This is a genomic window from Gilliamella sp. Fer4-1 (assembly GCF_001690515.1).
Lineage (GTDB): Bacteria > Pseudomonadota > Gammaproteobacteria > Enterobacterales > Orbaceae > Gilliamella > Gilliamella apicola_C.
Map to the genome: position 1 here is coordinate 1 of NZ_LZGZ01000141.1, position 22,009 is coordinate 22,009.

Genomic DNA, 22,009 nt, shown 5'->3' on the forward strand with positions numbered 1-22,009 from the left:
AAACAGAAATAATAGCAATTGCGCTTATTGGATAAAATTAACCGGATAATCGCGTGGCTTTTTAAAATAATTTTTATATAACCTATTATTTTTTATAATGAATTGTTTATGTTTTGATTCAAAAAACAGACGAAAAGCTCATAATATCGGCTAGCAAACCAATTACAACATTCAAGCTTTTCTGTTAGAATTGATATAATCCTATAAAAAGATAAATAAAATTAAGGAATAAAAAGGAATATATGGCAAATACATTACTTCGAAGTGGTGATATCAAAGATTTCAAAATGTTAGGACATGATGGTAAGGCTGCCTATCTCGTTGCAACTCAAATCCGCGAAATGTTTAGAGTTAAATTAGGTAAACAATATGCTGATTGTTTAGCTATTCCCCAACGTAATGATCAAGGCAATATTATTGATTGGTATATTCCTTTTGACTCAGACCAGCCTGATGGCCAATATTATATCGTACCTTGGAGCTCTGCTAGCGAGTCTGAGCAAGAATCAGCACTAACATTGCTTAGAGAATTTGAACATAAAGTGATGAATTTCGGTAAGCAACTAGCGAGTAATCCTAATTTAGAGGGAGATCAACTCCTTTTTAGCCGCCTTATTTATGACCCCAAAAATAATGCCGACAGCGCTGAGCCTAATTTGATGGCGATACGTTTTCCAAGTAATCAATTTGTTTATATCGTTAATGACAAACCTGTCATTACTTTTTGGGGATTTGTTTATCCGCAAACGCCTCAAGTTAAGTCTCCATTCTATTGTTTAGAGCCCGCAAAAAAAGTTACATCAACAGCAACGGTGCCTCCAGCTCAGACACCTATTAATAATAAACCATGGTGGAAGCGTTGGTGGATATGGTTACTGGGATTATTACCTTTATTGTTACTTTTGCTAGCATTGTTTTTACTACGTGGTTGTTGGTTAAAACCTGAAATATCGATTAATCCAAATTTGTCTTTAGAAAATGCTCCAATTAATCAAGCAGAAAAAAATGAACAACAATATGAGAAAAAGCCTAACGTTGCATTAAAAACTGAGCCAAAAGATGTGGTTGTAGACAATCAGTTAGGCGCGATCAATAACGTTATACCAAATGACACAACTTTAGGCGATACAAATAATGTTAATCGTGTTCCTACTAATGCTGATGCAACTGGCGATTCGGTTGATCATCCTGTACCAGTTGATAGCACAAATGATGATAAGAATACTCCAAAACCAGATGCTAAAGATAATGAAAATGGGACGGTACCATCTCCAGATCTGGATAAAACTGATGGAAAGGATGAAAAATCCAATGTTCCCGATCCGGATCAAAAAGATAATATTGAAGAGAAAAATAGCCAAGATGGCACTGACCAAACGACTTCTCCAACCGATAAAAATAATAAATCAGATTCGACTTCAGCTGCTGATCAGGCTGACCATTTAGCTTTGCCTACTGATGCAATCAAGCAAGGAACCACCGATTTCTTAAATGGTCAATGGTCTGCAAACGGGGGGATCCAAGATAAAGCTACTGGTAAGCCATTGCAATTAAGTTATAACTTTAATGATGGCAATGGTGAAGTGACTATAACACGTAGTGATGGTGTAAAATGTACAGGTAATGTTAGCACTGGCATTAAAAACGCTAATTTAGATATAACAGGTAACACTGAGGCTGTTTGTAGTGACAATACCAAATATCAATTACCAAAAATTCAATGTACACAAGGCAAGGATAATAAAGCCAATTGCCAAGGAATTTATAATAATGGGACTGCATTCCCAATAACGATGAAAAAACAATAAAGGTTGTATATGCTTCCAGAATTACGCAATTATGGTCAAGAAGTGACACTTATTATGAATAGCGGTATTCAGTTTCTTGACTTTGCTCTTAAAATTGATTGGAAAGATAACTATTGGCGCAATAGAGTTAATGGTAACTTTATTGATCCCTCCGAAAGTGGCGCACTGATTAGATTGATTGAAGATGTGGATAATGGTCAATTTTTTTCGCCAGATAATCCGACATTTGCCGTTAATCCAACACAAGAAATAAGTGTTGAGCAATCGTTAAAATTATACGACGGTATTTGGTTACCTGTGCCTGTTTTACGCTCAATACCGCCTGAACGCTTTGATAAAGGTCCTCATAACTGGAGCCGAGTTCGAATTGTTAGTATTCCTGAGGGGGAAGATCCCGATGGTAATACACATCGAATCACTTTTGCTTTTGATACAAAAGTGTTTGCTAATTTACAAGATGTGGCTTACCTTGCACCAACCGAAAATGATGTAATGACTGGCGCCGTATTTAGTTTAGCACATCGTTCAGATCACATTTCCTGGTATTTAGAACTAAAATGGATCACCAATTGGTTAATTGATCTTTTTCAAGAGTTGGCGGGAGATCCCCAGCGCTTAAAAATTCACAGAGATGATCTTAATATAGAGATGAAAAACAAAGCTTATTATGGTCATTATCTTAATATCATCCATTTACTTGCCGACTCATTACATTTACCAACAATTAAAATTGTCTCAAATACTAAAAATGATTTGGTGAAATCAATTCCTGTTGACATGATTTTAGATGTAGGAAACTCTCGCACTTGTGGGATTTTAATTGAAGATCATGTTCAAGATAAAGATAGTTTAAACCATCGTTATGAGCTTGAAATTCGGGATTTAACGCAACCAGAGCATATTTATAATGAACCATTTGAAAGCCGAGTAGAATTTTCCCAAACCTTTTTTGGTAAAGAGCATTTTTCTTTGCAAAGTGGGCGACGAGATACGTTTCGTTGGCCAAGTATTGTTCGTGTTGGTCAAGAAGCAAGCCGGCTTGCCAGTAGGCGGGAAGGTAATGAGGGGGCCACCGGGCTTTCAAGTCCAAAACGTTATTTGTGGGATCAAGATAAATACGAACAAGGTTGGCGTTTTAACTCTCATTATGTCAAAAGCGATCATGAACCGTTTGCAACCGCAGAGCCTTTTTCAAGTTTAATTAATGAATATGGGGAAGCGTTACACATTCTTAGCAATGATATTCAAGAAGAATATGATCGCAAAATGCCCGTTTTCCACCCAAAATATTCTCGCAGTTCTTTGATGACATTTATGCTCTGCGAAGTATTAATGCACGCATTAATGCAAATCAATAGTGTTGCCCAACGTAATAAACTTGAACATGCTAAAACACCGCGTAATTTACGTTCAATTATTTTAACGATTCCTCCAGCGATGCCTAAGCCTGAACAAGCTATATTCAAAAGCTGTGTATACCAAGCAATCGGCTTAGTTTGGAAAAGCCTTGGTTGGGATAGTTCAGATGATAATATTGACTTCAATAATCCAGAGCAATTACAAAGTGTTTGGCCAAATATTCCTGAAGTTTATATTCAATGGGATGAAGCAACGTGCGGTCAAGTTGTGTACCTTTTTAATGAGACACAAAATAATTATAATGGACGTAGTGAAGAATTTATTGCTTCCATGATTCGCCCAGACAAAGAAAATAAACAAAAACTGACCATTGCAACGGTTGATATCGGCGGTGGTACAACCGATTTAGTCATTAATGATTATCAATTAGACTACGGCGTCAGTGCGCAAACCAATAGCAGTAATGCCTATATCGTACCCACACAACGTTTTCGTGATGGATTTAAAGTTGCTGGCGATGATATCTTGCTTGATATTATCCAAGATACCGTGTTAACGGCTTTAACAAATGGCTTAAAACAAGCGGGCATTGCTGACCCGAATCCAATTTTATCCACAATTATTGGTTCGCAACAACTATCTATACAAGATGCAGTATTGCGTCAGCAACTTACTTTACAGTTATTTACGCCTGTTGGCTTACAAATATTAAAAGCGTATGAGCTTTACGATCCGTTACACGCAGAACAACATGTGTATCGCTCTACCTTTAGGGAATTATTACACCATAACATTATGACGGATAACGTGCTTAGTTTTATTAATGATCCAATTAAGCGCGCATTAAACAATCCTGATTTTTCGGTGCTTGATTTAACTATCGAAATTAACTTAAAACGTATTCATTATTTGTTTATTCGTGGTGATTATTACAATATTTGTAAAACCTTTGATGCACTATCGGAAATTATTAGCTGTTATCAATGTGATGTGCTTTTATTAACTGGTCGCCCTTCGCGTTTACCGGGTATTCAAAGTTATTTTCGATCACGGTTATCAATACCTGCTGGGCGAATTTTACCATTACATGGATATCACACTGGTAGTTGGTACCCATTCCATAAACAAGAACGTATTGATGATCCTAAAACGACAGCCGCAGTGGGAGCTATGCTGTGCTTTTTAAGCAAGAATTTACGATTACCTAATTTCTATTTTAGATCATCTAATATGGATTTATATTCAACTGTTAAATACATTGGGCTGCTAGATAATCTGAATATGATTAAAAAGGAAAATGTCTATTACCAAGATATTGACTTGGATAATCCTGATTATGATTTTCCTGAACTATCATTTGAAATTAGAGGAACCACAAGGCTTGGATTTAGGCAGCTTGAAGTTGACCGTTGGCCTGCATCGCCTATCTATATTTTGACAATTGAAAATAGTGGCGTGGCTAAACGATTGAGTTCTGAAGGTGTGGTGTTACAAGTGACTTTAGGTATAAAGAACAAACAAAAAATGGTTGAAAATTTTTATATTAAAGATTTAAAAGCCTCTGACGGGCGGGCTTGTAATAAAAATCAGGATATTAAACTCAGCTTAAACACAATGGTTAACTCTGGTTTAATTAGTGCACAATATTGGCTTGATAGTGGAATGATAAAACGATGAATAACTTAAATGAACAACTTCCTAAATCTTGGGATCAGGTCTATCAAGCGTCCGCAAAGGCTATTGAATGGGTGCATCAAACCCGTCATTCATCCAAACGTTTAAATAGTGAAGCCGATAATTTAATTCTGGATTTGCGTCGTTTGCGTAATAGTGCAAAACGATTAGGTGATGTCTCTGCCAAATCTGTTGCAGTTGGTTTTTTTGGGTTATCACAAGCGGGCAAATCTTATCTTATTTCAGCATTAGCCGCTGGTGAAAATGGTAAACTTGAAACCATTGTGGATAATGAAGTTCTCGATTTTATCGATCACGTTAACCCAGTCGGAAGTGGCAAAGAGGCAACAGGCCTTGTTACCCGCTTTAGCCGTATTGCCAAAGGTGGCATACCTAACTATCCATTAGAATTGAAATTATTTAAAGAGATAGAAATTGTCAAAATCTTGATAAATGCTTACTTTAAGGATTTTGATCAACAAAAAGTCTCCAATAAAATTGAGTTAGTACAGCTAAATCAGTTGATTCAACGTTTAGAAACTAAAAAACAGACCAGTTATGTAGGCGGTGTTAACGAAGACGATATTGTTGATCTTTATGATTACTTATCTGAAAACTTTGGTAATTCCCTTGATGAGTTGAAAGGGGGATATTGGGAAAAAGTCATCCTTTTGCTCCCTTACTTACCAATAGCTGAGCGAGGGGAGTTATTGGCTATTTTGTGGGGTGGGCTTGCTGAGCTCACTACAATTTATACTCAATTAGCCACAACACTATCGAGTTTAGGTCATGTTGAAACTGTGTATGCGCCACTTTCTGTATTAGTTAAAGATAATAATGGCACTAAATCACAAATTGACAGTATTATGAATGTTGATATTCTTGAACGATTGAACACTAATAAAGATTCATCAGTGACCATAACGCCGTTCAATGGAGTGCCGACAGATATCTCTTTAGCTCAACTGGCTTTTCTAACCGCTGAATTACTCTTCCCTTTAGTTAATAAAACCAGAGTGCCAACCTTTGAAAACGTCGATTTGCTCGATTTTCCTGGATATCGTGGTCGCTTAAACTTGGTTTCAGTTTCAGATGTTAAAGAAGGTAACCCTATTGCTCAGCTTTTATTGCGAGGCAAAGTTGCTTATCTTTTCGAAAAATACACAGATAGCCAAGAAATGAACGTGCTAGTTGTTTGCACACCGTCAGATAAACAATCTGATGTTAATGATGTGGGTCCCGTTCTTGAGCGTTGGATTGATAAAACTCAAGGTGAAACTGCTGAAAAAAGAGCCACTAAAAAAGCGGGTTTATTATGGGCGATCACTATGTTTGATAAACGCATTGGTACCTCATTAACACTATCAGAAGATAATCTTAAAAATAGTTGGGGTAAAGGTGGTTTGCTACAACAAACTATTTTAGAACGCTTTGGTAGTTATGATTGGCTAAGTAACTGGTCCAACGAGCATAAATTTAATAATGTCTTTTTAGTTCGCAAACCTGGATTTGATGTGCCATTTTTAAATGTCGATTCAAAAACTTGCCAAGAACAAGCTTATAATGAAAATTATCAAGATAAAATGAATGTATTAAGAAGCACATTTATTCAAAATAGTGATATTAAAGAATATGTTTTTCAGCCAGAGGAAGCGTGGGATGCTATGCTAAAACTCAATGATGGCGGTATAGGGCGAATTAGTCAATACTTAGAACAAGTTGCTATAACTGAAGTTAAACAACAGCGGATTGTTGAACAGCTTAATGAAAAAATTGATTACATTATTAATATGCGTTTTGATACTTGGTATCAAGCAGATAGTAATGAAGAGCTCGTTAAGAAAAAACAAGTTATCGCTAATGTTGTTAAAGAACTACAAAATAAAGCATTATTATTGGGCGAACTACTTAAAACGTTTGAATTACCTGATCAAACAATTCGAGCACTTTATCATTCTAATACGATAGAAAATGAAACACAGCAAGATAGTAATGATAATTTGTTAGATAATTTATCAAATGATTTCGGATTAAATGCGGATTTTGAACTATTTTCTGATGTGAATTCATCGTTAACTACCAAACAAGCAACTATATTAACAACAGAATCAAAGTTTGCAAAAACGGTTTTTTCGGCATGGTTAGAGCATTTAAGAAATATCGTTTTAGATAAACATATTTTACAGTTTTTTGGAATTACTCAAAAATCACTTTCTTTTATTATAGAAGAACTTATTACTGCTGCGAATCGCATGAAACTTGAAGCAAGTTTAAGTGAGCATATTTTGAATAATGAAAATATGGGTAGTAAACGTGATGATCTTGAGTCTAGGCAAATCAGTACTATTCATAATTTACTGGCAGACTTTATTGCTTGGTTAGGTTTTATTCAAGGTCAAGTAACTGATATACCAATGAGCAAAGTTAATCAAGGTAAGCCAATATTTTCTTCACCATTAAGTGAATTTAATGTTCAATCATCGCATTCATTACCAAAGCTAGACGATAATACTAAAAATTATTCTCAGTATGCGATCTTTGATTGGTTTATTGCATTTGCGGTGCTTGCGCAAGAAAATGTAGGCCACCATGCAGGGCGAGAAATTAGTCAAGAACAAAATAGTCGATTAGGCGAAATTCTTGGCTTTTTCAAGCAATCGCAGATTAATTAAAAATAAATAATAACGTATTGAATAAATATAGTAAATGAGCCTTTTTGAATAAAAGGCTTATCACTCGATAGAGTGAATGATGCTCAAAATTTGGGTGTAAAATAGAGGATATCATGGCATTAAGAATTGAATTAGATGGTTATAAACCCGGTGTTGCGAAGTTTTTAGCTCAAAAATGGAAAGGCAGTTCTGAAATTGATATGCTTATACAACGTAATCAGGATGGGTACTATTTATCTGATTTGAATCAGTGGGCTCCTGAAAAAAGCTGGCATACAGTTGAAAATATGTCTGTAGATAATGAACAGCTAACAGGGCAAGTCAGTGAATGGTTGGTTGACACTTTGTTGTCACAGGGAAATCAGGTTCGTTTTCTTATACAAATTCGTGATAAACAAAATGAGAATTATATTGATGGCGGGGTTGTTAGTATTGCTGACACCGTGTTTGCATCAACGGCATTAAATGTGCAGGCAGCATTACCTAATGACGAACAAGTTATAGCAAAACCTGAATTAGCAAACGAATCTACTGTTGAAGAAGAGACGCCATTAATTGAAGAGCCCAGCATGGATACTGAGAAGACAATGCTGGCTGAACATGTTGAAGCGGAAACAATATCAGAGCCTGCACCTGAAATACCGCTTGAATCGGTTAAATCGAAAAGCCGCTTAGGATTAATCGTTGCTATTATAATTGGTTTTATGATGTTAATCGGGATTGCTCTTGCTACTTGGTATTTTTTCTTTTTCAAAAAGCAATCACAACCAATAACACCGGTGCAAATTAGTGCCCAATGTAGTTTAAATAATGGTTTTACCAATGACTTAACTTTTATTCAACAATGTTTACAAACCAAGCCAGAAGTTGATGCAATTATTCAGATAATTACTGAAGCTAAAAAAGCTGAAAAATGTAATATTGCTCAACGATTATATGCAAATCAAGCTCAGCAAAATGCGAAGATTGCTATACTTTATGCTAAAGAGTACGACGAGAAGTTTTATGAAAATAATAGTTGCTTTAAAGCAGATAAAGAAACCGCTATTTATTGGTATGAAACATCTTTGAATCATGATCCTGATAATACCTTAGCCAAAAATCGCTTAGCTGAATTGCAAAAATAGTGAGGAAAGGATATGAAAAAAATAGCAATTTCAAAACTCGTTATTGGTCTAAGCCTCGCTTGTGTACCTTGGATAGCTTCGGCAGCTGAACCGCTCAAACAAGAAGGCAAAAAAACCTTATATCAGCGTGTATTAAGCACACCAACGTGTGAATTAAAAAATAATATTACGGATCCTACCGGCAAATCTGTGCCAGCATTTTCACGCTATTATGTTTATGAACGTAAAAACGACAATAATCAGCAATGGCTTAAAGTTGGGCCTGATTCTTATGGAAAAGCGATAGGTTGGATTAATAATTCATGTGCAGTTGCTTGGAATATGCAAATGACATTAGTTTTTACAAACCCTGTTGATCGTGATCCTTTGTTATTTTTCAAAGATAAGGCTGCATTAACCGCTATTGTTGATGCTGATAAGCCAGAGGTTTTATTAAAGCCTATTCGTGACACGTTAAAAGCCAATAAGCCAGCTTCAGATGTGGTTGCTCAAGAGCCTAAAGAGTTTGTTGATTTTAAAAGTAACTTCTATTTATTACCTATTTTACAAGGTGAAGAGGTTATGAATGGGCAAGGTTTTTATGAGCGAGTGCTAGAAGTAGCATCAGTAAGTAAACAGGATTCATTGGTAAAAAATAATACAAAACCAGCTAATGGCCAAACTACTGATGATAGCACTAATCAAGTTGCTCCATTTAAAGCCGCCATTGTGTTTGTTATTGATTCCACTATTTCAATGGATCCTTATATTTCAAGAACTAAAGAAGCAGTAACGCGAGTTTATCAGCACATTGAAAAAGAAAATTTACAAGATCAAGTTAAATTTGGATTGGTTTCATTTCGATCGAGTTTAAAGGCCTCGGATAAACTTGAATTTGTTTCTAAACTTTTTGCCGATCCCAATAAAGTAAAAGATAAAGAGGATTTTAAACAGCTAAGCGCTTCGCTTAAACAAGCTTCTGTATCAACCGCATATTTTGCCGAAGATTCTTATGCTGGGGTCGCTCAAGCATTAAATGATATTAATTGGAATAGCTTTGGCGCACGTTACATGATTTTGATAACAGATGCTAGTGCAATTCCCGGTGATGATAAACTTTCTAGTACAGGAATGGATGCTGCGCAATTAAGACTTGAAGCTCAGCATAAGGGCGTAGCTATTTACGCACTACATTTAAAAACGCCAAGTGGTGAAAAAGATCATCAGATTGCTGCAACGCAATATTCGGATCTAACTTATAATGATTTCATTCATAAATCGCTTTATTATCCTGTTAATGCGGGAGATGTACATCAGTTTGGCCAAAAAGTTGACTTGCTGGCAAAAGCCTTATCAGAACAAGTTAAGCTTGCGTATAAAGGCGAGGCTTCTGTCGGCAATGCACTTAATGCAAAAGATGATAATTCTGACATGTTAAAAGATGCATTGCTACTCAGTAAGGCCATGCAGTTAGCTTATTTAGGCGATACCAAGGGGACTAAAGCGCCAACCGTTTTTAAAGCCTGGATTGCAGATAAAGATTTCGTTAAACCGACGATTCCAACAGCGGAGCCTCGTATATTATTAACTAAATCGCAACTTAGTGATTTGAGTGATATTGTCAGCAAAATTGCTAATGCGGCTAATGATGGGTTAATTTCAGCCGATGATATGTTTTCCCAGCTTCGCTCTGTTGCTGCTGCGATGGGGCAAGATCCAAGTAAATTAAAATCAGATTCGGTGACCAAAATTGCTGACTTAGGTTTGCTTGGTGAATATCTAGATAACATTCCATATAAAAGTGATGTGACAGGGCTTGACCAAGATACTTGGAAAAGCATGAGCGGGCTTGAGCAAGAAAAATTTATCCGTAATTTAAATAGTAAAATTCGTTACTATCAAAAATGTAATGCCGATGTCGATCGTTGGATTTCGTTAGCCGAAGGCAGCGATCCTCGCGAAAATGTTTATCCTATCCCATTAGAAATGTTGCCTTAGACATATGTTAACTATTAAGCAGTTATCTATTTTACGCTCAACAGGTAAATCCTTTTTTAGTGTTTGCCTGCCTGAGCTAACCGTCAAAGCTGGTGAAGTTGTTGTTATTCAGGGCGATAGTGGTGCAGGCAAAAGCACATTACTTGAAATGGTAGGAATGATTTTAAAACCAGATGAAATTGGCCACTATAAATTGATTGTTGATAATTATGCAATCGACATTGCAACGCTAATCGAGCAAAACCAGCTTGATAAGCTGGCTGATATTCGAGCTCAGTATTTGGGTTTTACGTTACAAACAGGTGGATTACTGCCTTTTTTGACTGTTCGTGATAACATTTTATTATCATTGAAGTTATTACAAAAAAAAGTGGATAACAGCCGGTTTGATTATTTAGTGCAAAAACTTAAAATTGACCATTTGCTAAATAAATATCCTAAACAGTTATCTATTGGTGAAAGGCAACGCGCTTCTTTTATTCGTTCCATTATTCATAAACCGGCGTTATTACTTGCCGATGAGCCAACCTCGGCATTGGATCCCTATAATGCAAGTTTACTTTTTGATTTAATTATTGAGCAAGCTCAGCAAGACAATATTGCTGTGATGATTGTAACGCACGATTGGCAACGCATTGCAAGCAAAGGGTTATTTACTTTATCAGCTAACTTAACTTCCCCTCAATCCTCAGTATTTTTACCATTACAAGATAAGGTGTAAAAAATGACTAAAGCAATATTAAAATGGTTACTTGTTACTCGCTTATCTTTAGCTGACTTATGGTATGACAAAAAAGTTTCGTTTTGTATTATCGCCTCGGTGATCTCAGTGATTACGCCATTATTATTGTTATTTAGCTTAAAATATGGTGTGGTTTCTCAACTTAGAGAACAATTACTTAATGATCCACAAAATTTAGAAGTCAAAATCGTTGGTAATTTACAATTCACGAGTGAAATGTTTGAGTGGATAAAAAAACAGCCTGAAACGGCTTTTGTTATTCCTCTAACACGCTCATTAAATACACAAGCTGATTTAATGAAAGATGCGAGTCATTTTGTGAATAATGCCGAAATTATTCCTACGGCTACAGGTGATCCAATAACAGAAGCTACGCCTTTGCTTAATAATAAAAATCAAATTATATTAAGTGCATTATCGGCAGAAAAAATGCAAGCAACTATCGGTAGTCGTGTGAAAATGGTGATAACAAGGCAGCTTGATGGAAAACTGGAAAAAGGCATAACCATATTAGATGTGGTAGGTATTATTCCCGAGAGTCGTTATAGTCGAGCAGCTGCTTTTGTTTCTTTAGATTTACTTATTGCCATGGAAGATTTTTATGATGGCTACCAAAGTGATATTTTTTTAACGTCTACTGGGCAATCAAATCCACCAAAACATACTTCGTTTGCGCGAGCCCGTATTTATGCCAATTCACTAGATAATGTCGCCCCATTAGCCTTTAAATTACGAGAAAAAAATATAGAAACGCGTACACAAGCTAACGCGATTGAAAACATGCAAGCAATCGATCGAGTGCTCAATTTTATTTTTAGTGTCATTGCAATTACAGCTGTTTTAGGGTGTATTTTGTCATTTACAGGGGCATTTTTATCGAATATTGAACGTAAACGTAAAGATATTGCCTTTATGCGATTACTTGGATTTCGTTCAAAAAGCATTATGCTTTATTTAATCAATCAAGCAATGATTTTAAGCTGTTTAGCTTTTGTTATCTCTTGTGTGCTTTTTGGATTAGGAAATAGTGCCTTTAATTTAGTTTTAGGTAAAAATTTGATTTCACAATCCGTGGTGAGTCAATTACAATTTTATCATCTTATCGTTGCTTTTTTACTGACTTTATTTATATCAAGCGGCGTTGTGGTTATAGGAGGGCGACGTGCTATTAAAATTCAACCAGCAGAAAGCTTACGTGAAGCATAGTTATCCCCAATGTATTCGATTGGCTTATTGGGGTTTGGCTGCAATAAGCTTACTTCCCTCATTAAGCTTTGCTGAGCCTTGGGACAGTAAATTTTATAATCCCAAACCAGCCAAAGATGATGTCATTTTACCCATGCCGTGTGACGGTAGTTTAGTGATGAAAAAGGTATTTACTCCTACCAATAAATCGTTAGATGATGTCAAAGTTATTTTAGGAAGTAATCAAAAAGAACTTGGTTTTGCTGAATATGCGACACCCAACTATATAGCAGGAAGTTTTTCTGATGCAGGTAAAGAGCGGTACTATTTGATAGGTAAATATGAAATTACCGTATTGCAATATCAATCTGTAATGAATGACACCTGCCCAATGCCTAAAGTGAACCTCTCTTTTCCTATCACTGATATTAGCTGGTTTGATGCTATAGCTTTTACGAATAAATATAATCGTTGGTTAATTGAAAACCGGTCAAAGCTAAAATCAATTAGTTTGCCTAATGGTTATGTCCGTTTACCGAATAATACCGAATGGGAATATGCCGCACGAGGTGGTTCGAAAGTAACTGAATCAGAATTTCGTGAATCACGGTTCCCAATGATGGGGAATTTGGAAAATTATGCGTGGTTTTCTGGTGCCAAGTCGGCTAATGGAAAATTACAACTTATTGGACGGCTTGAACCTAATCCGTTAGATTTGTTTGATATCTTAGGTAACGCAAGCGAAATGATGTTTGATTCGTTTCGAATGAATAAACTCGATCGCTATCATGGCCAACAAGGCGGTATGACGGTTCGTGGTGGTAGTTATTTGACACCTGAATCATCAACTACCAGTGCTTTTCGTACCGAAAAACCTTTTTATGATGATAAAGGTGCTTATAAGAGTAAAGATGTTGGGTTTCGTTTGGTTTATACAACAGAAGTGATTAATTCTAGTGATAAAATCAAAGAGTTAGAAAAAGAATGGAACCAATTAGGTAGCGAAACGGAAAGCTCAGAAAATGCTAATGTTGTTAGTGAGCTTGAAAAAATCACCAAACAAGTGGAAGACGAGAAAACAAAAAAAGAATTAAATCAACTTAATACACTGTTACGTAGTGCTAACCAAGCTCGTGATGAACAACGAGATCGATCCATTCAGTCAGCATTACAGTTAGGTGCATTTTTGTGTGCGAATGTTTCAGATTTAAGCAGTAAATTTGAGTATAATGACAATTTATATAGAACAATGGCTAATGAAGTTTGTGATCCAAAAGAAAGCGATACTTTAGATGATGACAATATGTGTTCAAAAGTGAAGCTAGATAATTTGAAACAAGTTGTTGATGAGTCTAAAAATGCTCGGGACTTTATATTGAAATATTATTCCGATACTATTGTTAATACTGCGTCAAATTACGAGAAAATTACTATTAATGATCAAGTTAACTCTACTCAATTTATTTTAGAAAATAGTGGCAAAGCTAATATGAGTGACTATTTAAAACTCTATTTCAAACATATTAATCAATATATTGAATCGGGGAAAATTGCGAGATCAGCTTGGCTACAAACATGCAATGAAATAAAAGGAAAAAGATGATGAATAAAATTATAGTAACGCTGTTTTTGTGTGTATCGCTTATTTTAACTGGCTGCCAAGGCGGAGGAGGAGTCAGCTCTAGAAATGCCGACCCTGCTTTAACAAAAAGTAACACAGCTAAGTTTTTTAGTAAATCAGCATGGCAGTCTTGTGCTGTTGGCGCGGGTTTAGGCGGTATTGGTTGTATGTTAGCAGGTGGAAAAGCTGGCGTTTGTATTGCATCAGCTGCGGTTGGTTGTGGTGTGATGATGGGCGCTAACTATTATCTTGACAGTAAACGAGCTGAATATGCTAATGCCGAAATGCGCCTTGATGTTTACATCCAAGACATTCAACAAAATACTTACGAAGTTCAAGCAGTAACCGAAACAGCTAAAGCTGTGTTGAATAAAAATTTAGCGACTCTTAAAGTGTTAAATAATCAAATCAAAAAAGATACGTTAAATAAAAGACAAGCTAAAAATGATTTAACGCAAATTGATGCTAATATTGCCTATTTAAATGATAAATTAAAACGCATGAGAAAAGTTGAAAATGATTGGGTTTTAATCTCTTCTCAAGAACAACAATCAGGCGTTAATGTATCAAAACTCGATAAACAAATAAGTCAATTACATAAACAAATTACAGTGCTTGAAAATCAAATTAATCTTGTTACACAACAACGTTCAGCAGTTAAGGTTAGCTAATTATGAAAAAAACACATCTTCTATTACTCAGCCCGCTTATTTTTTTAGCTGGTTGTTCAACAACTCCCGAACAGTGCGATCCGACTAATACTAACATTGGTATTATGGATAAAATTAGCTGTAATTATTCAGGAAATTACCAAGCTCGGATCGATCAGAAAAAGCAAATTCTGGAAAATGAAGTAAGAGCGAATCAGCAATTTAAAGAAATCTATGCGACAATTGAAAAACAGAAAAACGATACCTCATTAAGTGTTAAACAAAAACAAGCGCAACAACAAAAATTGAAAAATGATTTAACTAAATTAACAAACGAAGTTAAACAAAAGGCTAAAGGTCGTGATGATCTACAAGCTCAAGTTAAAGACATTGAACAGCAACTAAAAAAAGCTAACAATTCAAATAATTCACAAATTGAAAAGCAAGTTGAGTTAGAAACGTTAAACAAAAAACTTCAACAGTTGCAAAAGGCATTAAATATATAAATTTTTGTTTAATCGCTTTTTTATAACAGTAGAAGAAATAAAAGGAAACAGTTACGCAATGCAGCGAATAGCAAGGTTTATGTGTGATCATAATAATTCCGAAAAGATGTCTTTATTAGATCAATATAATTCTTTGCTAGCGCTGCTAGAGCCACATTTAACCGAGCGTACTTTTTCAATTTTAGCTATACCGAGATTGATTAACGATAATCAATATATTGGTTGGTATACCCTTTTAGAAGGGCAAGCTGTCTTATTGAGTGAGATTTGTAATCAATCACAGAAAAGTAAGATAGAAAAAACATTGCAAGATCGTATTAACGATATCGAAGCAGTGGTTAAGTCAATGCCAATAACTGCTGAGCAGCAAGGATTTATTTCATCATGGTTACCTAGAATTAAAAGCTTAGGTAACCCTATTTATGTTATTAATGACGAACCCGTTATCATTAATAACTTTGAAGATCCGATTTTGCCTCCCGCGCCACCTCCTGTTATTCCACCAAAACCATTTTGGCGCTGGTGGCATTTTTTACTTTTAGCTTTATTATTGCTTGGTTTGTTTGGCCTCCTTTGGTATCTATTTTGCCCATATGAAAAACAAAAGCCTGCGGCTCAAGTTGCTGAACCAGCCATTACTCAACCAGTAGAAGAAAAGAAACCAGAACCTGTTGTGGAACCCCGCAAAGAAGAAGTTGAACCAGTTGTAAAATCAACATCAGAGCCAACTTCAGAACCAACTTCAAAGCCAACGGTCGTTGCACCTAAGAGCTGTATCGCCCGTGAAGAGATTGTCAGTAACAGTGACGCACCTAAAATGGTTATGATATTTGATAATTCAGCATCAATGATGTTTACATTGATGGAGTCTCAAGCAGCTATTAATAAATTCTTGAATACAGATGATTTAATGTCGCCAGAAGAAGCCGAGGCTTATATAAAACGCATGACACGCCTGCCTAATCGGTTATCAAGTAGTAAAAAAGTAGCATTAGCAAGCATTGATAAAATACAAGCAAACGTTGATATTGCATTAGTCACACTCTCATCTTGTCCTGTAGCACAAACTACACCGTTTTATAGTTATGACAATAGAAGTAAGTTAAAAAATAAAATTAACAGGTTAAAACCACTAGATAATAACAGCGCAACGCCATTATATAGTGGCATAAAGCAAGCCAGCAAAATGCTTGATGGTGTAAACCGTGATGATTACATATTAGTGATTAGTGATGGCCAAGACAATTGTACCAAAGCTAATATTTGTTCGTTAGCGAGCAAAATAGCCACTCAACAACCGCGTTTAAAGATAAATATTGTGGATATTGCTGGGAAGCATAAAATTGATTGTGTAGCTAATAAAACTGGCGGTAAAGTCTATGTAGCTCAAAGCCCAGCACAGATAGTTGCACAAATGAATAGCGCCGTTTCAAGTATGAATATTAGCAAACCGCTATGCGAATAATTATTTTTAAATGATGCTATATAAATGTATATAGCATCATTTGTATTTCTGTTTATGGGCCTGTTTCAAAATGAGTACAGTTTTAGTATAAAATTAAACTATAAGGGATTAAATTAATAATGCAGCGAATAACTCGGATAGCTTTTGAACACCATGATTCCGAAAAGATGTCTTTATTAGATCAATATAACTCTTTGTTAGCGCTGCTAGAGCCACATTTAACTGATCGTACTTTTTCAATTTTAGCTATACCGAGATTGATTAACGATAATCAATATATTGGTTGGTATACTCTTTTAGAAGGGCAAGCTGTCTTATTGAGTGAGATTTGTAATCAATCACAGAAAAGTAAGATAGAAAAAACATTGCAAGATCGTATTAACGATATCGAAGCAGCGGTTAAGTCAATGCCCATAACTGCTGAGCAGCAGGAATTTATTTCATCATGGTTACCTAGAATTAAAAGCTTAGGCAACCCTATTTATGTTATTAATAATGAGCCCGTTATCATTAATAGCCTTGAAGATCCGATTTTGCCTCCCGCGCCACCTCCTGTTATTCCACCAAAACCATTTTGGCGTTGGTGGCATTTTTTACTTTTAGCCTTATTACTCTTTGCTTTACTGGGCATTCTTTGGTATTTATTTTGTCCATATGCAAAAGAAAAGCCTGCGATTGCTGATGTTGAGCCCGCCATTACTCAGCCTGTTGATGAAAAGAAACCAGATCCGGTTGTTGAGCCACCTAAAGAGGAACAACCCGTTGTAAAATCGGAACCTGAAGCGATACCAGAGCCAGCACCTAAAAATTGTGTTACTCGTGAAGAGATTGCCAATAATACTGACAAGCCTAAAATGGTTATGATATTTGACAATTCAGCATCAATGTCATTGACGTTGATGGAATCTCAAGATTCTATTAATAAATATTTGAACACTGATTTCTATTCAATGTCGCTAGAAGACGCTGATGCCTATGAAAAACGCATGACACGCCTGCCTAATCGGTTATCAAGTAGCAAAGAAGTTGCATTAGCAAGCATTGATAAAATACAAGCAAACGTTAATATAGCATTAGTTACACTCTCAGCTTGCCCTGTAGCACAAACTACACCATTTTATGGTTATGATAATAGAAGTAAGTTAAAAAATAAAATCAACCGGTTAAAACCACTAGATGATAACAGCGCAACACCGTTATATAGTGGGATAAAACAAGCAAGCAAAATGCTTGATGGCGTAAACCGTGATGATTACATATTAGTTATTAGTGATGGTCAAGACAACTGTACCAAAGCTAATATTTGTTCGTTGGCGAGCAAAATCGCTACTCAACAGCCACGTTTAAAAATAAATATTGTGGATATTGCTGGACAGCATAAAATTGATTGTGTGGCAGAGAAAACTGGTGGTAAAGTTTATGTGGCTCAAAGCCCAAAACAAATAGTTGAACAAATGAACAATGCTGTTTCAAGTATGAATATTAGCAAACCGCTATGCGAATAATTATTTTTAAATAATGCTATATAAATGCATATAGCATTAATTGTATTTCTGCTTTGAGTATGTTTTAAAATTAATGTAGCTTTAGTGTAAAGGTAAAATGTAAGGGATTAAATTAGTAATGCAACGAATAACTCGAACAGTCTTTGAGCATAATAATTCAGAGAAGATTTCTCTACTAAAACAATATAAATCCTTACTACCATTACTAAAGTCACATTTAACTGATCGTACGTTTTCAATTTTAGCAACACCAAAGTTAATTGATAACAATAAATATGTTGGCTGGTATACTAATCTTGAAGGTCAACCTGTTTTACTTGATAGTATTGCTGATGAGTCGCATAAAAATCAAATAACTAAGACATTACAAACACGTATTAATGATATTGAAAGAGCTGTTAAATTGATGATCTTAAGTGATGAAGATCAGCGTTTAATTTCGTTTTGGCTTCCAAGAATTAAGAGTTTAGGTAATCAGATTTATGTTATAAATGAAGATCCTGTTATTATTAATGCCTTTGAAGAGCCTGTTATGCCCGCACCGGCTCCTGTTATTGTGCCCAAACCGTTTTGGCGTTGGTGGCATTTTTTACTTTTAGCTTTATTTCTGCTTGGTTTGTCTAGTTTCCTTTGGTATTTATTTTACCCCTTTGATAAAGAAAAGGCAGTTGCCCCTCAGCAGCCAGCGCCAGTTATTTCATCATCTGTTGAAACAAAACAAGTAGAACCTAAAACAGAACCAGTTGTTGAACCAAAAGATCTTTTGCCGACATCAGAACCTGCGCCAATTGTAACATCTGAGCCTAAACCAGAGACAGTGCCTGTACCTGAGCCAGCACCAAAGGTAAAAAATCCACCTAACTGTATAACCAAAGAAGAGATGAATAAAGACCCTAATCCATCTAAAATGGCAATAGTGTTTGATAATTCATTATCGATGACAGTAACATTAAATGAATCGCCATCAGCGGTTGAGCAATACTTTCAATATTTGACATATGGTTATGGTCGTAATATGTCAGAGCAAGAAAGAATCAAATACGAAAAGCGTATGACTCGCTTACCAACTCGTTTATCAAGTAGTAAGAGTGTGGCTACTTCAAGCATTGATAAGATACAACCAAACATTGATATTTCACTGGTAACGCTGACGAATTGTCCAGCAGCGAATGTATCGCCATTTTATAATTACTCTAATAGGGCCTCACTAAAGCATAAAATTAAACAATTAACACCCACTGCAGCAGGCGGGGGCGGAACGCCTTTATATAATGGCCTAGAAAAAGCCAGTAAAATGCTAGATGGAGTAAAACGTGACGACTATATTCTTATTATTAGTGATGGTGAAGATAATTGTACAAAAAGTAATATTTGTACATTAGCTAACTATATAGTTGCACAAAAACCACGATTAAAAATTAATATTGTTGATATTGCGGGTGAACACAAAATAGACTGTATCGCCAATGCAACGGGCGGAAAAGTTTATATTGCTCAAAGTCCAAAAGATATGATCAAACAGATGAATAAAGCGGTTTCAAATTTGAAAATTAATAGACCAGTATGTGAATAAAAAAACACAAAAAATAGTGGATTTATTAGCTAATTCATTGATATAGGTTATTGATAATTATGCTATCATCTATTTTTTATTTATAAATTATTAAGCATTATCACAAGATCCAAGTAAAAATTTTCACAACTTGATTTAGCGTTTAATATTTAGTTTTGTCAGCTATTCATTCGGTACACTTCGTGTTTGTTCCAAATTATTCAAAAAGCATAAATATTGGCTAATACTATTTGTTCATTAGTCATTTAATGTTTTATGCGGAACCATTCTTAAAAAATCCTTACAAATATTTCAATCTGAAAAGTAGTCAATTTTTTTTCAAACGTTATAATTCAGGTGATTAAAAATTAATCTAACTTATTTTACTAGCCAAAAGCTATAACAGAGTTAAATAAAACAGATAATTAATTGAAGAAAGGAGTATTTTGTGCATTACCGCGATAGAATGCAGCAGCTTTATGTTTTAAATCTATTAAATCACTATTGTAGACAGGTTTTCTCGTTCACTTCATTAATATTAGTAAAATTCCCTATAACATTATTGCCGTTATTGCTATTGCCGTTTTCGTTCGATTCTCAGGCATTATCAGCTACCACAACAAACACGATTCAAGGTAGTGCGCCTTATTTAACGTTTAATAACGGTAAAACAAAAGTGATAAATACAGAAGATTTATTAGCTATTACCTTATCAGATGGCACTACCATTACTCCAATTACTAATACTTCAGCAACAAACCCAATCGTACTTCCTCGTGTTGGAGAGACTTTAGCCGATGTTGGCATGTTAGTACCATCAACAACTGATACGATAGAGTTAAAAGCACTTATTGATGCGCCTTATTATTATTGGGGTGATGATGATGGTGATGGGCAGGAGGTTAATGGCGTAACGGCTATGGGTAGCTTAACCGTTAATATTACAGATAAAAATAATCGGGTAGTTGGTCGCGCTGATACTTTAGATATTGCTAGATCGCCTTATAAAGTAGTGTTAAGTAATACAAATAGTAGTTTAAGTACCCAGTATGGTGTACCTAATCGTAGTACTTTTAACGCTGGCACAGTGACTTACTACATCATTCCAAAATCATCACCAGCCGTTCTTTATGCTAAGCCTAATTTGAGGCTTGGCGGAAATAATGAACCAGGCTTTAATGGGTGGAAATTTGCTGGTCCAGCTAATATTTGGCAGCCAAACAGGGGCTTTCTTCCTCAATCTATAATACCGACATCATATAACCTTAACTTCCCAACCACGGGCGCAAATGGCTTATATTTTGATTTAGATATATCGGAAGGTACCCAATTGACTTGGCCTTCCATTACCCATGAGGGAATAACGGCTATTATGACACCCAATGCGAATGGCACCCGTGTGCGAGTTCTGCTAACAGGTCCTGTGGCAACTAATGATCAAATAAAGGAGGCAAACCCAGCTCGAATTTACACACCAGCCTTACCAAAAACGTTTGAGTTAGTTGGTTATGATAGTAGCGGTGCAGCAGTGATAAAATATGGATTTGTGTTACAGAAATGGTTTGTTAGCCGTGGTGAAAGGTCAGCAACCAACATCGAAACTGAAAATTGGTGTGCTAGTTTAGGTTATCGTCTTCCACAAGCAAAAGATCTTACTAATGTGGTCTGCTCAGGAGCAAACGAAACTATGTTCTGCCGAAGTTTAGTTGGTGCCACGCCAGCATCAAGTGGCCATCATTATCAGCGTCAAATCGGTGCTGGATTTTTCTCTGAGTGGGGGGATATAATCCATTATAAAGGTGCTGGTATTGCAAATGCTTGGTTCTGGACGAGTGATCCCTATGGAGGATGGAGATTTCGTATCGATTCAACTGCTGGTTCTGCTGATGGAGATTATCCTTACAACCACAACAATGGGTTGTGTATCTATCCGTGATGATAATTAGCTTGACAAGCAGGATTATCAGCTAATTAAGGCTAAGCATTAAAGAAGTTGCCTTAACTTAAAATGGAGACGCACGCACGAATGATAATATTAAAGAATAACGTGCTTATTATTAATGTTAATCAACAACAATAAGCGTTGTTTCGAAATAAAGATAAAAGGATCAAAAAGAATTCTATACTGAAACGCATACCTACTTAAAAATTTTTAACAAGATTCTT

Annotated in this window: 14 protein-coding genes; all 14 read left to right on the forward strand. The window is 35.7% G+C overall.

What is annotated here, in order from left to right; genetic code table 11:
* The first annotated feature begins 242 nt into the window (after positions 1 to 242).
* The 14 genes from A9G30_RS04920 to A9G30_RS04985 all read left to right on the forward strand — a co-directional run bounded on the left by A9G30_RS04920 (position 243) and on the right by A9G30_RS04985 (position 21,779).
* A complete protein-coding gene (locus A9G30_RS04920) occupies positions 243 to 1,808 on the forward strand; it encodes an SrfA family protein (protein ID WP_065583311.1) in 1,566 nt (521 codons plus the stop codon).
* Positions 1,809 to 1,817: 9 nt separating this feature from the next.
* On the forward strand, positions 1,818 to 4,844 hold the full coding sequence (locus tag A9G30_RS04925; RefSeq protein ID WP_065588240.1) for a virulence factor SrfB: 3,027 nt from the start codon (positions 1,818 to 1,820) through the stop codon (positions 4,842 to 4,844).
* Complete coding sequence (locus A9G30_RS04930) at positions 4,841 to 7,513, forward strand: putative virulence factor (protein WP_065583313.1); 2,673 nt, start codon at positions 4,841 to 4,843, stop codon at positions 7,511 to 7,513. The genes A9G30_RS04925 and A9G30_RS04930 overlap by 4 nt, the downstream gene beginning before the upstream one ends.
* 113 nt (positions 7,514 to 7,626) lie before the next feature.
* Positions 7,627 to 8,640: a hypothetical protein gene (locus A9G30_RS04935; RefSeq protein WP_065588241.1), complete on the forward strand. Its 1,014-nt coding sequence runs from the start codon at positions 7,627 to 7,629 to the stop codon at positions 8,638 to 8,640.
* A 12-nt stretch (positions 8,641 to 8,652) separates the two neighbouring features.
* Positions 8,653 to 10,617 carry a vWA domain-containing protein gene (locus tag A9G30_RS04940; RefSeq protein WP_065588242.1) on the forward strand — a complete coding sequence of 655 codons (1,965 nt, stop codon included), beginning with the start codon at positions 8,653 to 8,655 and terminating at the stop codon, positions 10,615 to 10,617.
* 4 nt (positions 10,618 to 10,621) lie between these two features.
* Positions 10,622 to 11,338 (forward strand): ABC transporter ATP-binding protein, encoded by a 717-nt coding sequence (locus A9G30_RS04945; RefSeq protein WP_065588243.1) that lies wholly within the window; start codon positions 10,622 to 10,624, stop codon positions 11,336 to 11,338.
* A gap of 3 nt (positions 11,339 to 11,341) precedes the next feature.
* Entirely contained in the window at positions 11,342 to 12,565 is a 1,224-nt protein-coding gene (locus A9G30_RS04950) for an ABC transporter permease (RefSeq protein WP_065588244.1), read from the forward strand.
* Positions 12,522 to 14,147, forward strand: coding sequence for an SUMF1/EgtB/PvdO family nonheme iron enzyme (locus tag A9G30_RS04955; protein WP_218057726.1), 1,626 nt, complete (start codon positions 12,522 to 12,524; stop codon positions 14,145 to 14,147). Before A9G30_RS04950 ends, A9G30_RS04955 begins: the two co-directional genes overlap by 44 nt.
* Positions 14,147 to 14,836 carry a hypothetical protein gene (locus tag A9G30_RS04960; protein ID WP_065583318.1) on the forward strand — a complete coding sequence of 230 codons (690 nt, stop codon included), beginning with the start codon at positions 14,147 to 14,149 and terminating at the stop codon, positions 14,834 to 14,836. Before A9G30_RS04955 ends, A9G30_RS04960 begins: the two co-directional genes overlap by 1 nt.
* Before the next feature lie 2 nt (positions 14,837 to 14,838).
* Positions 14,839 to 15,321: a hypothetical protein gene (locus tag A9G30_RS04965; protein ID WP_065583319.1), complete on the forward strand. Its 483-nt coding sequence runs from the start codon at positions 14,839 to 14,841 to the stop codon at positions 15,319 to 15,321.
* 79 nt (positions 15,322 to 15,400) lie between these two features.
* Positions 15,401 to 16,786, forward strand: a complete 1,386-nt coding sequence (locus tag A9G30_RS04970; RefSeq protein WP_176700848.1) for a VWA domain-containing protein — start codon at positions 15,401 to 15,403, stop codon at positions 16,784 to 16,786.
* A gap of 167 nt (positions 16,787 to 16,953) precedes the next feature.
* A complete protein-coding gene (locus A9G30_RS04975; protein WP_218057727.1) occupies positions 16,954 to 18,291 on the forward strand; it encodes a VWA domain-containing protein in 1,338 nt (445 codons plus the stop codon).
* 118 nt (positions 18,292 to 18,409) lie between these two features.
* The gene (locus tag A9G30_RS04980; protein ID WP_065588246.1) at positions 18,410 to 19,864 is read left to right on the forward strand and encodes a VWA domain-containing protein; all 1,455 of its coding nucleotides are present in this window, start codon (positions 18,410 to 18,412) and stop codon (positions 19,862 to 19,864) included.
* Between the two features lie 427 nt (positions 19,865 to 20,291).
* On the forward strand, positions 20,292 to 21,779 hold the full coding sequence (locus A9G30_RS04985) for a hypothetical protein (RefSeq protein WP_065588247.1): 1,488 nt from the start codon (positions 20,292 to 20,294) through the stop codon (positions 21,777 to 21,779).
* The last annotated feature ends 230 nt before the right edge of the window (positions 21,780 to 22,009 follow it).

What these genes read in the sequence shown, in the direction of transcription:
- A9G30_RS04920 (WP_065583311.1), top strand. Translation starts at nt 243, where the DNA reads ATGGCAAATACATTACTTCGAAGTGGTGATATCAAAGATTTCAAAATG.
- A9G30_RS04925 (WP_065588240.1), top strand. Translation starts at nt 1,818, where the DNA reads ATGCTTCCAGAATTACGCAATTATGGTCAAGAAGTGACACTTATTATG.
- A9G30_RS04930 (WP_065583313.1), top strand. Translation starts at nt 4,841, where the DNA reads ATGAATAACTTAAATGAACAACTTCCTAAATCTTGGGATCAGGTCTAT.
- A9G30_RS04935 (WP_065588241.1), top strand. Translation starts at nt 7,627, where the DNA reads ATGGCATTAAGAATTGAATTAGATGGTTATAAACCCGGTGTTGCGAAG.
- A9G30_RS04940 (WP_065588242.1), top strand. Translation starts at nt 8,653, where the DNA reads ATGAAAAAAATAGCAATTTCAAAACTCGTTATTGGTCTAAGCCTCGCT.
- A9G30_RS04945 (WP_065588243.1), top strand. Translation starts at nt 10,622, where the DNA reads ATGTTAACTATTAAGCAGTTATCTATTTTACGCTCAACAGGTAAATCC.
- A9G30_RS04950 (WP_065588244.1), top strand. Translation starts at nt 11,342, where the DNA reads ATGACTAAAGCAATATTAAAATGGTTACTTGTTACTCGCTTATCTTTA.
- A9G30_RS04960 (WP_065583318.1), top strand. Translation starts at nt 14,147, where the DNA reads ATGAATAAAATTATAGTAACGCTGTTTTTGTGTGTATCGCTTATTTTA.
- A9G30_RS04965 (WP_065583319.1), top strand. Translation starts at nt 14,839, where the DNA reads ATGAAAAAAACACATCTTCTATTACTCAGCCCGCTTATTTTTTTAGCT.
- A9G30_RS04970 (WP_176700848.1), top strand. Translation starts at nt 15,401, where the DNA reads ATGTGTGATCATAATAATTCCGAAAAGATGTCTTTATTAGATCAATAT.
- A9G30_RS04975 (WP_218057727.1), top strand. Translation starts at nt 16,954, where the DNA reads ATGTCTTTATTAGATCAATATAACTCTTTGTTAGCGCTGCTAGAGCCA.
- A9G30_RS04980 (WP_065588246.1), top strand. Translation starts at nt 18,410, where the DNA reads ATGCAACGAATAACTCGAACAGTCTTTGAGCATAATAATTCAGAGAAG.